At 63.1% G+C, this 14,746-nt stretch carries 13 protein-coding genes and 1 pseudogene; 11 read left to right on the top strand and 3 right to left on the bottom strand.

Annotated features, from left to right (window positions below; all coding sequences use genetic code 11):
- Positions 1 to 115 precede the first annotated feature (115 nt).
- The 9 genes and pseudogenes from secY (at position 116) to NW75_RS09400 (ending at position 9,526) form a co-directional block, all read left to right on the top strand.
- Positions 116 to 1,468 carry a preprotein translocase subunit SecY gene (gene secY / locus NW75_RS09440; protein WP_033964927.1) on the top strand — a complete coding sequence of 451 codons (1,353 nt, stop codon included), beginning with the start codon at positions 116 to 118 and terminating at the stop codon, positions 1,466 to 1,468.
- Positions 1,469 to 1,508: 40 nt separating this feature from the next.
- Entirely contained in the window at positions 1,509 to 2,159 is a 651-nt protein-coding gene (locus NW75_RS09435; protein ID WP_033964926.1) for an adenylate kinase, read from the top strand.
- A gap of 261 nt (positions 2,160 to 2,420) precedes the next feature.
- Positions 2,421 to 3,112, top strand: a pseudogene (locus NW75_RS09430) (response regulator transcription factor).
- Between the two features lie 86 nt (positions 3,113 to 3,198).
- Positions 3,199 to 4,458 (top strand): HAMP domain-containing sensor histidine kinase, encoded by a 1,260-nt coding sequence (locus tag NW75_RS09425; protein WP_231565085.1) that lies wholly within the window; start codon positions 3,199 to 3,201, stop codon positions 4,456 to 4,458.
- 198 nt (positions 4,459 to 4,656) lie between these two features.
- Positions 4,657 to 5,025: a 30S ribosomal protein S13 gene (gene rpsM, locus NW75_RS09420; RefSeq protein ID WP_033964976.1), complete on the top strand. Its 369-nt coding sequence runs from the start codon at positions 4,657 to 4,659 to the stop codon at positions 5,023 to 5,025.
- A 55-nt stretch (positions 5,026 to 5,080) separates the two neighbouring features.
- On the top strand, positions 5,081 to 5,470 hold the full coding sequence (gene rpsK, locus NW75_RS09415; RefSeq protein WP_010164557.1) for a 30S ribosomal protein S11: 390 nt from the start codon (positions 5,081 to 5,083) through the stop codon (positions 5,468 to 5,470).
- 95 nt (positions 5,471 to 5,565) lie between these two features.
- Positions 5,566 to 6,633 carry a DNA-directed RNA polymerase subunit alpha gene (locus NW75_RS09410; protein WP_033964923.1) on the top strand — a complete coding sequence of 356 codons (1,068 nt, stop codon included), beginning with the start codon at positions 5,566 to 5,568 and terminating at the stop codon, positions 6,631 to 6,633.
- Positions 6,634 to 6,804: 171 nt separating this feature from the next.
- Positions 6,805 to 7,227 (top strand): 50S ribosomal protein L17, encoded by a 423-nt coding sequence (rplQ, locus tag NW75_RS09405; RefSeq protein WP_010403700.1) that lies wholly within the window; start codon positions 6,805 to 6,807, stop codon positions 7,225 to 7,227.
- A gap of 172 nt (positions 7,228 to 7,399) precedes the next feature.
- Entirely contained in the window at positions 7,400 to 9,526 is a 2,127-nt protein-coding gene (locus NW75_RS09400; protein WP_033964922.1) for a prolyl oligopeptidase family serine peptidase, read from the top strand.
- A gap of 25 nt (positions 9,527 to 9,551) precedes the next feature.
- Here NW75_RS09400 and NW75_RS09395 read toward each other — a convergent pair whose 3' ends face one another.
- On the bottom strand, positions 9,552 to 10,631 hold the full coding sequence (locus NW75_RS09395) for a 50S ribosomal protein L11 methyltransferase (RefSeq protein ID WP_052192343.1): 1,080 nt from the start codon (positions 10,629 to 10,631) through the stop codon (positions 9,552 to 9,554).
- Positions 10,632 to 10,681: 50 nt separating this feature from the next.
- Here NW75_RS09395 and guaA point away from each other — a divergent pair, with 50 nt between their 5' ends.
- Positions 10,682 to 12,238 carry a glutamine-hydrolyzing GMP synthase gene (gene guaA / locus NW75_RS09390; RefSeq protein ID WP_033964921.1) on the top strand — a complete coding sequence of 519 codons (1,557 nt, stop codon included), beginning with the start codon at positions 10,682 to 10,684 and terminating at the stop codon, positions 12,236 to 12,238.
- 318 nt (positions 12,239 to 12,556) lie between these two features.
- The gene (locus NW75_RS09385) at positions 12,557 to 13,813 is read left to right on the top strand and encodes a tyrosine-type recombinase/integrase (RefSeq protein WP_033964920.1); all 1,257 of its coding nucleotides are present in this window, start codon (positions 12,557 to 12,559) and stop codon (positions 13,811 to 13,813) included.
- On the opposite strand, the gene NW75_RS23715 is transcribed toward NW75_RS09385, so the two are convergent.
- Positions 13,803 to 14,072, bottom strand: a complete 270-nt coding sequence (locus NW75_RS23715) for a helix-turn-helix transcriptional regulator (RefSeq protein ID WP_081988710.1) — start codon at positions 14,070 to 14,072, stop codon at positions 13,803 to 13,805. The genes NW75_RS09385 and NW75_RS23715 overlap by 11 nt on opposite strands.
- Before the next feature lie 489 nt (positions 14,073 to 14,561).
- Complete coding sequence (locus tag NW75_RS25100; RefSeq protein WP_197057781.1) at positions 14,562 to 14,738, bottom strand: hypothetical protein; 177 nt, start codon at positions 14,736 to 14,738, stop codon at positions 14,562 to 14,564.
- Positions 14,739 to 14,746 lie beyond the last annotated feature (8 nt).

Below are 14,746 nucleotides of genomic sequence, written 5' to 3'. Positions count from 1 at the left end.
CTTCGCGCAACCCATTAGACAAGCCCGCTTGGGCCCCTATATGAGCGGCGGGGCGGTAAAACGTTTCCCGCCCTTTTTGTTTCCGCCGCTACTGCATCCAGGACGATAGACGCACATGGCATCCGCAGCCGACCAGATGGCTTCCAGCATCAGCCTGTCGAAATTCGCACAGGCGACCGACCTCAAGAAGCGGCTGTGGTTTACCATCGGCGCTTTGATCGTTTTCCGCCTGCTCAGCTATGTGCCGCTGCCGGGGATCGATCCGACTGCGCTGACCGAACTGGCCAGCCGTACCAGCGGTGGCGTGCTCGATTTCTTCAACGCGTTCTCGGGTGGTTCGCTCAAGCGCGCCAGCTTGATCGCTTTGGGCGTCACGCCCTACATCACCGCCTCGATCGTAGTGCAGCTCGCGACCTCGCTGTCGCCGACGCTCGCCGCGATCAAGAAGGAAGGCGAGAGCGGGCGCAAGCGGCTCAACCAATATACGCGCTACGGCACCGTCGCGCTGACCATCATCCAGGGCTATTTCCTGACGCTCGGCTTCGAAAGCCAGGGCGTCGTCGTGAACCCCGGCCCGATGTTCATCATCGGCTCGATCGTCAGCCTAGTCGGCGGCACCATGTTCTTGATGTGGATCGGTGAGCAGATCACCAGTCGCGGCATCGGCAACGGCATGTCGCTGATCATCATGGCCGGTATCGTCGCGAACTTGCCGACGACGCTCTACACGCTGGCCGAGGGCGGCCGCGCGGGGAACCTCGATGGGTTCAAGATCCTCGGCATCATCGTCGCGGTGGCGGGCCTGATCCTGTTCATCTGCTTCATGGAGCGCGCGCAGCGCCGCATCCTGATCCAATACCCGAAGCGCCAAACGCAGCGCGGCATGCAGGCCGATCGCAGCCATTTGCCGCTCAAGATCAACACGGCAGGCGTGATCCCGCCGATTTTCGCCTCGTCGCTGCTGCTGATGCCGCTGACGGTGATGCAGCTTGCGGGCAAACAGCCGACGGGCGGCAAGGAAACCTGGTGGGGCGATGTCGTCATCGGGCTCAACCAATATCTGCAGCATGGGTCGCTGGTGTACATGCTGCTCTACGGCGCGGGCATCGTCTTCTTCTCGTTCTTCTACACCGCCGTGGTGTTCAACCCGGAAGAGACCGCCGACAATCTCAAGCGCTATGGCGGCTTCATCCCCGGCATCCGCCCGGGCAAGAACACCGAGGCGTATTTCGACTATGTGCTGACGCGTATCACCGTGATCGGTGCCGGGTATCTGGCGATCATCTGCCTGTTGCCGGAATATCTGGTGTCGGCGCTGTCGATTCCCTTCTACCTTGGTGGCACTAGCTTGCTGATCGTGGTCAACGTAACAATGGATACGGTGACGCAGATTCAGAGCCATTTGCTTGCGCATCAATATGGCGATCTGATCAAGAAGGCGAAGCTGAAGGGCGGGCGTCTCCGCTAAAAGCGGGACGCGAGTCGCCACGGCGATTGGGGAGAGCGTATTGAACATCATCCTGTTGGGGCCGCCGGGAGCCGGCAAGGGCACCCAGGCCAGCCATCTCGAGGCGGATCGCGGTATGATCCAGCTTTCGACCGGCGACATGCTGCGCGCCGCGCGCAAGGCCGACACGCCGCTCGGCCATCAGGTTGCGGCGGTGATGGATTCGGGCGCGCTCGTATCCGACGAGATCGTTTCCGCGTTGATCGATGACAAGCTTGGCACGCTCTCGCCCGAGCAAGGCACGATCTTCGACGGATATCCGCGGACCGCGGCCCAGGTCGAATCGCTCGATACGATCCTTGCCCAGCATGGCCGCAAGCTCGACACCGTGATCGAACTCGACGTGAACGAGGATGCGCTCGTCGCGCGGATCGTTGGTCGTTATACCTGCGCCACCTGTGGTGCGGGCTATCACGACAGCTTCAAACAGCCCAAGATCGCGGGCACGTGCGACGTGTGCGGCGGGCATGAATTCAAACGCCGACCCGACGATAATGAGGAAACCGTGCGCACGCGCATGGCCGAATATCGCGCCAAGACCGAGCCGATCATCCCGATCTACCAGGCGCGCGGGTTGCTCGCGCGGGTCGATGGCATGGGCGACATTGCCGATGTGACGGGCGCAATCGAGGCGATTCTCGACGCTGGCTGATCGGTTGGCTCAAAAGACAATGCGGGCTCACGCTGGCGGTGCGTGAGGCGTTTCTCGGGCGAATGACATTTTCGTCACCTCAGCGTCATCGCGTTGGATACGCGACCGGCGCATGAAGGGCGCAGGCCATGCACGCTGGCCGGAAATGTATTCACGAGATCGACACTCGCACTCCCGGGAGTGTCGTTGGCCGGCGGAAGGCATGCTTTCCGTCGGCCTCATTTCATTCTAGGCACGAGGAAACCGCCCGGAATGCCGCCTGTGACCCGCAAGATTCTGATCGTTGAGGACGATAGCTCCACCTCCGCCTATCTCGCCAAGGGCTTGAGCGAGGCGGGCTTTGCGGTCGAATCCTGCTCCGATGGGCGCGACGGATTGTTTCTGGCGAGCGAGGGCATTTTCGATCTCATCATCGCCGATCGCATGTTGCCGGGGCTGAACGGCATTGCGATGCTCGGCGCGATTCGCGCGGCCGGGGTGCGCACGCCGACCTTGATTCTCTCAGCGTTGGGGACTGTCGACGACCGGATCGACGGATTGAATGCCGGTGCCGACGATTATTTGGTGAAGCCGTTTTCCTTCGCCGAGCTGACCGCGCGCATCGATGCGATCTTCCGCCGCGTCGATCGTGGTGCGGGGGAGGGGCAGGCGACGCGCTTGTCAGTCGGTGATCTGGAAATCGACTTGCTCGGGCGCACAGTCGCCCGCGCGGGGCGGCCAATTCAGCTTGCGCGCGCGAATTCAATCTCCTCGAATATCTCGCGCGCCATGCCGGACAAGTGGTCACGCGCACGATGATGTTGGAGAAGATCTGGAACTATCATTTCGATCCCGGATCGAACGTGGTCGATGTGCATATCGGGCGGTTGCGTCGCAAGCTCGAGGAGGGCTTCGCCGCGCCGATCCTGCACACCGTGCGTGGGGCCGGGTATCGGCTCTCGGTCGAGCCATAGCCATTTCCCTGTCGTCCCGCCTGTCGGTAACCGCGCGTATTGCGCTGCTGGCAATTCTGCTGGGGCTCACCTCCAATGTCGCACTGGTGGCGTTCGTCTGGAAGCTTGTCCGCGACCAGGCGATCGACGAGTTGCGCCGCGATACTGTCGAGGAATCGGAGGGGCTGGTGGCGATCTATCGCGCCGGCGGCCTCCCCGCGCTGGCGCGGACGATCGACGAGGGGCGCGCAAATGGAGATCGTTCGCGCATCGTCGCGGTGATCGCTGCTGATGGGCGGCGCGTTGCTGGCATCGGCCCGGCGATCGTCGGCAGCGGGGCACCGGCACCCACCATCTTCCGCATCGGACGCATGGGGGATTCAAGCCCGTGGCTGGAGCGCGAGGCGGGGTATGCGGTGCGCGAGGTCGGCCCGTACCGATTGGTCAGCGGGCGCTTGCTCGACGATTGGGAGCAGGAACAACAGGGGATCGAGCGCGCGCTTGCTGCGGCGATGCTGCTGTCGCTGGCTCTTGGCATTGGCGGCGGGCTGATTGTGACCCGCTATGTCGGGCGGCGGCTTGACCGGGTTGCCGATGTGATCGAAGGGGTGGCCAGCGGCGACCTGTCGCGCCGCGTGGTCAATCCGGCGGCCGGGCATCCGGGGGGTGGCGACGCGTTCGACCGACTGGCGACACGGCTCAACGCGATGCTCGACAAGACCGAACGGCTGATGACCGAATTGCGGATCGTCACCGATGGCCTGGCGCACGATTTGCGGTCTCCGCTCGCGCGGTTGCGCGCCAAGGCCGAGGTGGCGGTGCTGCAGGCCGATCCGGCACAGCGCGAGGCGGCGATGGGCGGGCTGCTGATCGAGACCGATCTGGTGATGCGGATGCTGTCGACGATGATCGAGATCACGCGCGCCGAATCGGTCCCGCGCGACCGTCTGGCACCGATCGACCCGGCCGCGTTGATGGAGGAGATTGCCGAGCTTTACGGCCCGGTGATCGAAGATTCCGGCATGCGGTTCGAGGTCGGGATTGAGGCGCACCCGCCGCAGATCGTGCTGCACCGCGAGTTGATGACGCAGGCGATCGCCAATTTGATCGACAATGCACTGCGCCATGCGGCACAGGGTGGGGAGATCCGGCTCGGGCTGGTGATCGGTCCGGACGAAGCGCGCTTTCAGGTTGCCGATCGCGGCCCAGGCATCGCCGAGGCTGACCGTGCGCAGGCGCTGCGTCGGTTCGGGCGGCTGGATGTCGCGCGCAGTGTGCCGGGGGCGGGGCTCGGCATGGCGCTGGTCGAGGCGGTCGCCGGCTGCATGGCGGGCGTCTGGAACTGGGCGACCACGCGCCCGGCCTGATCGTGGCGATCGTCATCCCACTGACGGCGTGATCGGGCGCTTGACAGCAGGTGAGTCGGGTCTTAACGCACTTCCATTCCGAAACACCGGTCTCCGGCGGCGCATGTTTGCGCTCGCCGGTGTCGTGCGTTACGGTAGGCAACGCGATGAGATGGGGTCCGCAGCCATGCGCACCCTGTGGAGCAGGAGAACAAGTTCATGGCACGTATCGCCGGGGTCAACATCCCGACCAACAAGCGCGTTGTTATTGCGCTCACCTACATTCACGGCATTGGCGACACCAAGGCCAAGGAAATCGTCACCAAGCTCGGCATCCCGCTGACCGCGCGCGTGCAGGACCTGACCGACCAGGAAGTCCTCCACATCCGCGAGACCATCGACGCCGACTATACCGTCGAGGGTGATCTTCGTCGCCAGGTTGCGATGAACATCAAGCGCCTGATGGATCTGGCCTGCTATCGCGGCCTGCGTCATCGCAAGGGCCTGCCGGTTCGTGGCCAGCGCACGCATACCAATGCGCGCACTCGCAAGGGCAAGGCCAAGCCGATCGCCGGTAAGAAGAAGTGAGCTTGAGCCGCGGGTGACCGCGGCTCGCTCCTCGACGAAGGATTAGGGACAGACAATGGCACGTGAACCACAGCGCATTAAGCGCCGCGAACGCAAGAACATCACCTCGGGCGTTGCCCATGTGAACGCAAGCTTCAACAACACGATGATCACGATCACCGATGCCCAGGGCAACGCGATCAGCTGGTCGTCGGCAGGGGCGATGGGCTTCAAGGGCTCGCGCAAGTCGACGCCGTACGCCGCGCAGGTCGCAGCGGAAGACGCCGGCAAGAAGGCCGCCGAACATGGCGTCCGCACGCTCGAAGTCGAAGTGAAGGGCCCCGGTTCGGGCCGTGAGTCGGCGCTGCGCGCATTGCAGGCCGTCGGCTTCCAGATCACTTCGATCCGCGACGTGACCTCGATCCCGCACAACGGCGTCCGCCCGTCCAAGCGTCGTCGCGTCTGACTTCGTCTCGACCGTGCGCGGTTGATCGCGCTGCACGGTTCGATTCATATATGGCCGGGATTGCCCCATTCCGGCCCAAAACCAAGGGATAGCCTATGTCCGTCAATGCAAAGAACTGGCAGGAATTGAAGAAGCCGTCCGGCCTCGAAAAGAAGCCCGGCGGAGACGGCAAGCGCAAGGCGACCTTCATCGCCGAGCCGCTGGAGCGTGGCTTCGGCCTGACGCTGGGCAACGCGCTGCGTCGCGTGCTGCTGTCCTCGCTGCAGGGTGCGGCCGTCACCTCGATCAAGATCGAGAACGTTCTGCATGAATTCTCCTCGCTCGCGGGCGTTCGCGAGGACGTAACCGACATCGTGCTGAACGTGAAGCAAATCGCGCTGCGCATGCAGGGCGAGGGGCCGAAGCGGCTTCAGCTTTCGGCAACGGGCCCTGGCCCGGTCAAGGCGGGCGACATTGCGGTTTCGGGCGACATCGAAGTGATGAACCCGCAGCTGGTGCTGTGCCACCTCGACGATGGCGCGACGCTGAACATGGAACTGACCGCCGATGTCGGTAAAGGCTATGTCGCAGCGGTTGCCAACCGTCCGGCAGATGCGCCGATCGGCCTGATCCCGGTCGATGCGCTGTATTCGCCGGTCAAGCAGGTCAGCTACAAGGTCGAGAACACCCGCGTCGGGCAGGAACTCGATTATGACAAGCTGACGCTGACGGTCGAGACCGACGGCACGATCACACCTGAGGACGCGGTTGGCTATGCCGGTCGCATTCTGCAGGACCAGCTCGCTTTGTTCGTGCACTTCGATGATTCGTCGGTCACGCGCGCAGCCCCGATCGGCCATGCTGCCCCGGCGGCGACCGGTGGCGAAGTCGCTGGCGACACGCAGCAGATCAACCGCTACCTGCTCAAGAAGGTCGACGAGCTCGAACTGTCGGTGCGCTCGGCCAACTGCCTCAAGAACGACAACATCATCTATATCGGCGATCTGGTCCAGAAGACCGAAGCCGAGATGCTGCGCACGCCGAACTTCGGCCGCAAGTCGCTCAACGAGATCAAGGAAGTGCTCTCCTCGATGGGGCTGCGCCTCGGCATGGAAATCCCGGGCTGGCCGCCTGAGAACATCGAAGAGATGGCCAAGAAGCTTGAACAAGAGATTATGGGCTAAGGCACGTCGCCCCGGCGAAAGCCGGGGCTGCCTCGCGCAAGTGCGGAGCGAGTGCCCCATAACGAAACGGCTCCGGCCTTCGCCGGGGTGACGGTCATTTGGGTGGGCGAACCGTCCCCACCTGGTCTGGGGTTCCGTCAAACGGCCCCTTAACGAACGAAGGAAATTATCATGCGTCATCGCGTAGGCGGTCGTAAACTGCAGCGTACCTCGGCACATCGCATTGCGTTGTTCCGCAACATGTCCGCTGCCCTCATCAAGCACGAGCAGATCACCACCACCGTCGCCAAGGCGAAGGAACTGCGTCCTTACGTTGAAAAGCTGATCACGCTGGCGAAGAAGGGTGGCCTGTCCAACCGTCGCCTGGCGCACGCCCGGCTGCTCGACGATGCGCAGCTGGTTAAGCTGTTCGACGTTCTGGCGACGCGCTATGCCGATCGTAACGGCGGCTACACCCGCATCATCAAGGCCGGCATCCGCTTGTCGGACGCATCGCCGATGGCGATCATCGAATTCGTCGACCGCGACGTCAGCGCCAAGGGCCAGGATTCGGGCCCGGTGCTGAATGACGGTGAGTATGACGAGGCGGCATGAGCTTAGCGTAGCTAAGCACCGCTTTTCGCCTCGTCCGGCCGACGGCGCATAAAGCGCCGTTCGACGGCGTGGCTTCGCCACGACGCGGATGTAGCGGGTGATGCGATCAAGAGATTGAGAAAGGAGCCGCACTCGGTAGAGTGCGGCTCCTTTTTTCGTTTTGGAGCCCTACATGCGCTTAACCCTGCCGCTGATCGCTCTCGTTCTCGCGGCTCCCGCGCAACTACAGGCCCAGACCATGCAATATCCCGAAACCCGCCGCGTGACCCAGACCGACGAACAGTTCGGCGTGAAGGTCGCCGATCCGTATCGCTGGCTCGAAAACGATGTGCGCACCGATGCCGAGGTCGCGAAATGGGTGGCGGACGAGAATGCCGTCACCAACGCCTATCTGGCGACGCTGCCCGGCCGCGACATCTTTGCGGCGCGGTTGAAGACATTGCTCGATTATGAGCGTTTCGGCGTGCCGGTGAAGAAGGGCGGCCACTATTTCTATACCCACAATAGCGGCCTGCAGAACCAGGCGGTACTGTATGTGCGCGACAGCGTTGACGGTGCCGGGCGGGTGTTGATCGACCCCAATGGCTGGTCGAATGACGGCGCGACCGCGCTCGCCGAGTGGAGCCCGTCCGAGGACGGCAAGAAGCTCGCTTATGCGGTGCAGGATGGCGGCACCGACTGGCGCACGGTCAAGGTCCTCGACGTGGCCACCGGAGCGGTTTCGGACACGATCGAGTGGGTGAAATTCTCCGGCCTGGCCTGGGCTAAGGATGGCTCGGGCTTCTATTATTCGCGCTTCGCAGCACCGGCGGCGGGGGCGAAGTTCCAGGCGCTGAACGAGAACCAGCAAATCTACTTCCACAAGCTCGGCACCGCGCAGGCGGCCGACCCGCTGATCTACGCCACGCCCGAGAGCCCCAAGCTCGGCCACACCGCGCAAGTGACCGATGACGGCAAATGGCTGGTCATCACGACGCATGAAGGCACCGACAACCGCTATCAGATCACCGTCATCGATCTGACCGCGCCCACGCCGGTGCCGCGCACGATCTTCAAGGGGCTGGACTATGAGTGGAGCCTGGCGGGCAATGTCGGCGGGAATTTCTATTGGGTGACCAACAAGAATGCGCCGCGCGGCCGGATCGTCGCGACCAATCTTTACGCGCGCTCGGCCGAAGTGCCCGAGCAGGAACTCGTGGCGCAGGGCAAGGATGTGCTCGCCGGTGCCTCGCTGGTCGGTGGTAAGTTGCTGGTGTCCTACCTCGCCGACGTGAAGAGCGAGATTCGCCGCTACACGCTGGAGGGCAAGCCAGATGGCGTAGTGCCGCTGCCTGGCATCGGCGCGGCCGGGGGCTTTGGCGGCGAGGAGGGCGATCCCGAGACCTTCTTTGCCTTCACCAGCTTCGCCACGCCGACGACGATCTATCGCTATGACGTGACCACCGGGCAGGCGACGCCATGGGCCGCGCCGAAGGTGGCGTTCGATCCGGCGCGTTACACGGTCGAGCAGCGCTTCTACGCGTCGAAGGACGGCACGCAGGTGCCGATGTTCATCGTCCGGCGCAGTGATGTCACCGGACCGGCCCCGACGCTGCTCTACGCTTATGGCGGCTTCAACATTTCGGTGACGCCAGCGTTCTCGGCGACGCGGCTGGCGTGGCTGGAGCAGGGCGGGGTGCTGGCGGTCGCGAACATTCGCGGCGGTGGCGAATATGGCAAGGCGTGGCACGATGGCGGTCGCCTGGCCAACAAGCAGAATGTGTTCGACGACTTCATCGCCGCGGGCGAATATCTGAAGGCGCAAGGCATAACCGGTACGGACCAGCTTGCCATCCAGGGCGGATCGAATGGCGGCTTGCTGGTGGGCGCGGTGACCAATCAGCGGCCGGACCTGTTCGCGGCGGCGCTGCCCGCAGTGGGCGTGATGGATATGCTGCGCTTCGACCGCTTCACCGCCGGGCGCTATTGGGTCGATGACTATGGCTATCCCTCGAAGGAAGCCGATTTCAAGACGCTCTACGCCTATTCGCCCTATCACAATATCCGCGCGGGCAAGGCGTACCCGGCGATCCTGGCCGAGACCGCCGATACCGACGACCGCGTCGTGCCGGGGCATACCTTCAAATATACTGCGATGCTGCAATCGCTCGATCTGGGGCCGAAGCCGCGGCTGGTGCGGATCGAGACGCGCGCAGGCCATGGCTCGGGCAAGCCGACCGACAAGGTGATCGCCGAAACCGCCGACGCCTGGGCGTTCGCGGCGAAGTGGACGGGGCTGACGGTCAAGCCGGTCGAGTAAGCCGCGCGGCAGGGTGGGGGGAGGCTTACCCCTCCCGCCACACCAGCAATTGGTTGCCGTCATGCACCCCGGCGATCCGCACCGGGGTGCCCGCTGGAAGATCGAGCGGCGTGTCGAACGGATAGAATTGCGCACCCCAATGCGATTTGGCGGCGGGGCCCGGGCGGTTCTCATAGGTGCCCTCGGCGTCGAGATCGAGCCGGATCCACTGCACGATCCCGCAGACGGGCGTGCCGTCGCTGACCAGCGTCGTTTCGGCACGGTGCGGCTCGCGCGCGGCCTTGCCGGTGAAATCGAACGCCAACAAGGCGGCGGGCGCGCTGTGTAGTGAGAGCGTCGCGTCGCTGACTGCGACGTTGCGCGGCACCTGCGCCAGCGTGTTGAACCCGTCGAGATCGAACCCGGCGACCTCCGCCATGTGGGTTTGAGCCGCTCCGCTCCAATTGGCCAACGCGACCATCACTGCGCCGCCCTGTGGGATCATCTGCCCGCCGGGAGCCAGCAACCGCGATGCCGCATCCGCCAGCGTGTTCAGCACACCTTCGGCGAGCAGGTTGTTCGAGACGATTTCGGACACGATCACATCGGCGCGGCCCTCGAGATCGGATTCGAGATCAAGTTCGGTCGAATTGCCGGTGACGACGCGAATACGGTCGGCATAGCCATTGGCGGCGACGATGCGCGTCGCGGAATCGGCGATTGCGGGGTTTTCCTCGCACGCAACAACGCGCCCCGCGCCGGCGCGCGCGGCCATCATCGACAGCAGGCCGCTGCCCGCGCCGATATCGAGCACATGCGTGCCCGGCGTCACCGCTCGCCGGATTGCGGCATCGAAAGCGGCGTTGCGCGGTTCGTCGCGCAGCATATTGAAATGCCAGCGCGGCACGCTTTGCCCAATCAATTGCTGAGTGCGCGCGGCGACCTCCCCGTCATCGGGGGCGAGCGCGCGGGCTTCGGTCGCCAGCGGAAAAACCCGGCCGCGCAGTCCGATCTTCGATGCAAGCCCGGCGAGCGCGGCGAGTTTGCGCCCGTCCCGCCCGGCGGCCTCCACCATCGGTTCGAAACCGGCGCGCGCTACCGCTTTCATGCCTCGCTTGTTGTTCATGCCGTTTCCAAAGCTCTTCCCCCCGCCGCGCGTATCTGCTATCTGGCCGCATGACCCATCAGACCGACTCCATCCTCATCGTCGATTTCGGCAGCCAGGTAACGCAATTGATCGCGCGGCGCGTGCGTGAGGCTGGCGTCTACAGCGAGATCGCTCCCTTCACCACCGCCGATGCGGCCTTCGCCCGGATGAGCCCCAAAGGCGTGATCCTCTCGGGCAGCCCGGCTTCGGTTCTGGAGGAAGGATCGCCGCGTATCCCGCAGGCGATTCTCGATAGCGGCGTGCCGATCATGGGCATTTGCTATGGCCAGCAAGTGCTGATGCACCAGTTGGGCGGCAGCGTGACGCTCGGCGAAAGTGGCGAGTTCGGTCATGCCGTAATCGAAGTGACCGACCATTGCGCGCTGTTCGACGGCGTGTGGCAGCCGGGCGAAAAGCACACTGTGTGGATGAGCCATGGCGACAAGGTGACCGCGCTCGCCCCCGGCTTCCGCCCGGTCGCGGTCAGCCCCGGTTCGCCGATCGCGGTCGTCGCGGACGAAGCGCGCAAATATTACGCCACGCAATTCCACATGGAAGTGGCGCACACGCCCGATGGCGCCAAGCTGATCGCCAATTTCGCGCGGCACGTCTGCGGCCTGACCGGTGACTGGACGATGGCCGAATTCCGCGCCGCCAAGATCGCCGAGATCCGCGCGCAGGTGGGCAAGGGGCGGGTGATTTGCGGCCTGTCGGGCGGTGTCGACAGTGCGGTCGCCGCCGTGTTGATCCATGAGGCGATTGGCGCGCAACTCACCTGCGTGTTCGTCGATCACGGCCTGATGCGCAGCGGCGAGGCCGAGCAAGTCGTCTCGCTGTTCCGCAACCATTACAACATCCCGCTGGTGCATGTGGATGCCGAGGCGACCTTCCTCGAAGGGCTGGCGGGCGTCACCGATCCCGAGGCCAAGCGCAAGTTCATCGGCGCGGCGTTCATCGATATCTTCGAGGCCGAGGCCAAAAAGGTGGGCGGGGCCGATTTCCTCGCGCAAGGCACGCTCTACCCCGACGTGATCGAAAGCGTGAGCTTCACCGGTGGCCCGTCGGTGACGATCAAGAGCCACCACAATGTCGGCGGCCTGCCCGCGCGGATGAACATGCAGTTGGTCGAGCCGCTGCGCGAACTGTTCAAGGACGAAGTGCGCGCGCTGGGCCGCGAATTGGGGCTGACCGAAGCGTTTGTCGGGCGGCATCCGTTCCCCGGGCCGGGCCTCGCGATCCGCATTCCGGGCGAAGTGACCAAGGAACGCTGCGACATCCTGCGCAAGGCCGATGCGATCTATCTCGAGGAAATCCGCGCGGCGGGCCTCTACGACACGATCTGGCAGGCGTTCGCGGTGCTGCTGCCGGTGCGCAGCGTCGGCGTGATGGGCGACGGGCGCACCTATGACAATGTGCTGGCGCTGCGCGCCGTCACCTCGACCGATGGCATGACCGCCGAGGCATTCCAGTTCCCGGGTGACTTCCTGCCGCGCGTGGCGACGCGGATCGTCAACGAGGTCAAGGGCATCAACCGCGTTACCTATGACTATACGAGCAAGCCGCCCGGCACGATCGAGTGGGAATGATTTCTGCCCCTCCGACAGTATCCGTTTGTACGCTCCAACACGACATAAAACATTGAAATATAACGATAATCGTATCAGCGTCTATCGCTCTCTATCGAGGGGCATTGCTCCGATTTGACGGTATAGCAGACGGTATGGGGAAACTTGTCCGACCTGGGATTTTGCGATACCGTCAGGGTTAAGAGAGCTGCTGACGGTATTTTTTCTGGCACTAGAAGGCTGATATAAAACGGGAATCATGCTTCTAGCATCACCTGTTTTGGCCTGACGGTATAATTGGCGCCTCTCTCCAGTTTTTGCACGGTTTTGGAGGCCCCCATGCTCACTGACGCTGCGATTAAGGCACTGAGATCACAGAAAAAATTATACAAGGTGAGCGATCGTGACGGTATGTACGTTGTGGTGCAGCCGTCGGGGGCGATCGTGTTCCGATATGACTACCGCCTCAACGGACGTCGCGAGACGCTGACGCTCGGCCGATACGGCCCAGATGGCCTCTCGCTTGCCAGGGCTCGCGAGAAGCTGATCGATGCGAAGCGGGCCATTTCAGAGGGCCGGTCCCCTGCTCAAGAGAAGCAGCATCACAAGCGGCGGCTGAAGGAGGCGAAGCGGTTCGGCGAGTTCGGCGAAAAATGGTTCCAGGAGTCGCGCATGGCAGAGAGTACACGCGCCATGCGGCGCTCGATCTATGAGCGCGACATCTTGCCGACGTTTCGAAACAGGCTTCTGACAGAGATCATGCCCGACGATCTCCGCATGATGTGCGGGAAAGTGAAAGAACGCGGGGCTCCAGCCACGGCCGTCCATGTGCGGGACATCGTGAAGCTGATCTTTGCGTTCGCGATCTTGCATGGCGAGAAGGTCGCGAATCCGGCAGATGAAGTTGGGCCCGCGTCCATCGCGACCTTCGTATCGAAAGACCGTTCGCTGTCTCCTGCGGAGATACGCATCATGCTCGGTCAACTCGAGCATGTACCGACCCTGCCGACTGTAAGGCTGGGGATGAAGCTCTTCCTTCTGACGATGGTCCGGAAAAGCGAACTGCAGGACGCGACTTGGGATGAGGTCGATTTCGAGAACGCCGTCTGGGCGATACCCAAGGAGCGAATGAAGCGGTCGAAGGCACACAATGTCTACCTGTCACAGCAGGCCGTCGACATCTTCATCGCCCTGAAAACTTGCGCGGGCAACTCGCGGTATGTCCTTCCGTCGCGATATGACGCTGACGCTCCGATGTCGCGGGCGACGTTCAACCGGATCACGACCGCAGTCGTTGTCAGAGCGAAAAAGGAGGGGCTGCCACTCGAATCCTTCACTGTTCACGATCTTCGACGCACAGGCTCGACCCTGTTGAATGAGCTCGGCTTCAACAGTGACTGGATCGAGAAGTGCCTGGCGCACGAAGACGGAAGGTCCTCGCGGGGTGTCTACAACAAGGCGGAGTACGAGCATCAACGCCGGCACATGATGCAGGAGTGGTCCAATCTGGTGGACGCCTGGGTCTTGGGGCGGAAGTATGTTCCGACTTTGCTCCCCGCCACGATGGAGCTGCTTGAGCTTGAGCCTAGTGTTTGACGGGCCGCGAACGGCGCAATCTCACATCGGGACAGGGAGCGCGCTTAGCGGTGTTAGCCCGAGAGGCGTGGCGTCGAGTGTCGAGCCAGGCTTCGACCTCTGCTAAGTCCCAGACGACGCAGCGCGAGGTGAGATAGAAGCGCTGCGGGAACTCTCCTCGCTGCTCCATATCGTAGATCGTGCTGTCGGCAAGCGGCACGATCTCCCGCAACTGCTGCCGACGAATTGTTCTGCGGGCGACATGCGGGGCAGCACTCATACTCTATCTCCACGCTTTTGCTCTTGTGAAGATAGAAGGCGATAGATCTTCCGCTTTGAAGCCCCGGCGTGAACGTGTGCGGAAATATCGGGCCGTAGCGTGCAAATTGGACGGGTGGTCCCGGAGGGCAGGTGTCGTCCAAGAGCGTACACTCAGCCTTCGGCTCATATTCGAAGAGTCGCCGTCCGTGGAAATTTAGCCCGTTTGACCACACGATCCACTTCAAAATCCAGTTCCGAGAGGAGTGCCGGTTCGACCCCGGCCACCCGCACCACCAGTTAACGTTTCGCGGAGGACTGCCAAGGCAACGATCGCCGGCGTCCCCGGTGATCGACGAGTTGGCGGATGAGATACCAATGAAGAAACACCAGAGTCGGCTCGCCCCCGTTTCGCGCGATCGGCATTGAGCCGCATAGGTCTGGCGATTCGTCCCCCCCCCAGATTTCCGCTGAGGACCTGACGATTATCCATCTGAGCTAGGCTTCCGACTCAATCATCGATCGCCTGATACGCGGAGGTCCAGAAATCCAGCACTACCGGATGCAGCGCGAGGGCACCCGGTCGGCATTGCGCCATCAGGATGCCGACCAAGTCCTCAACGGGGTCGATGTACAGCGACGTGCTGAAGACCCCATCCCAGCCGTAGCGTCCGGGCACGCTGGCCACGTCGTCAC

It is taken from the genome of Sphingomonas sp. Ant H11 (assembly GCF_000797515.1).
GTDB lineage: Bacteria > Pseudomonadota > Alphaproteobacteria > Sphingomonadales > Sphingomonadaceae > Sphingomonas.
The sequence above is the reverse complement of the archived record's forward strand: the minus strand, read 5'-3'. Positions and strand labels throughout refer to the sequence as shown.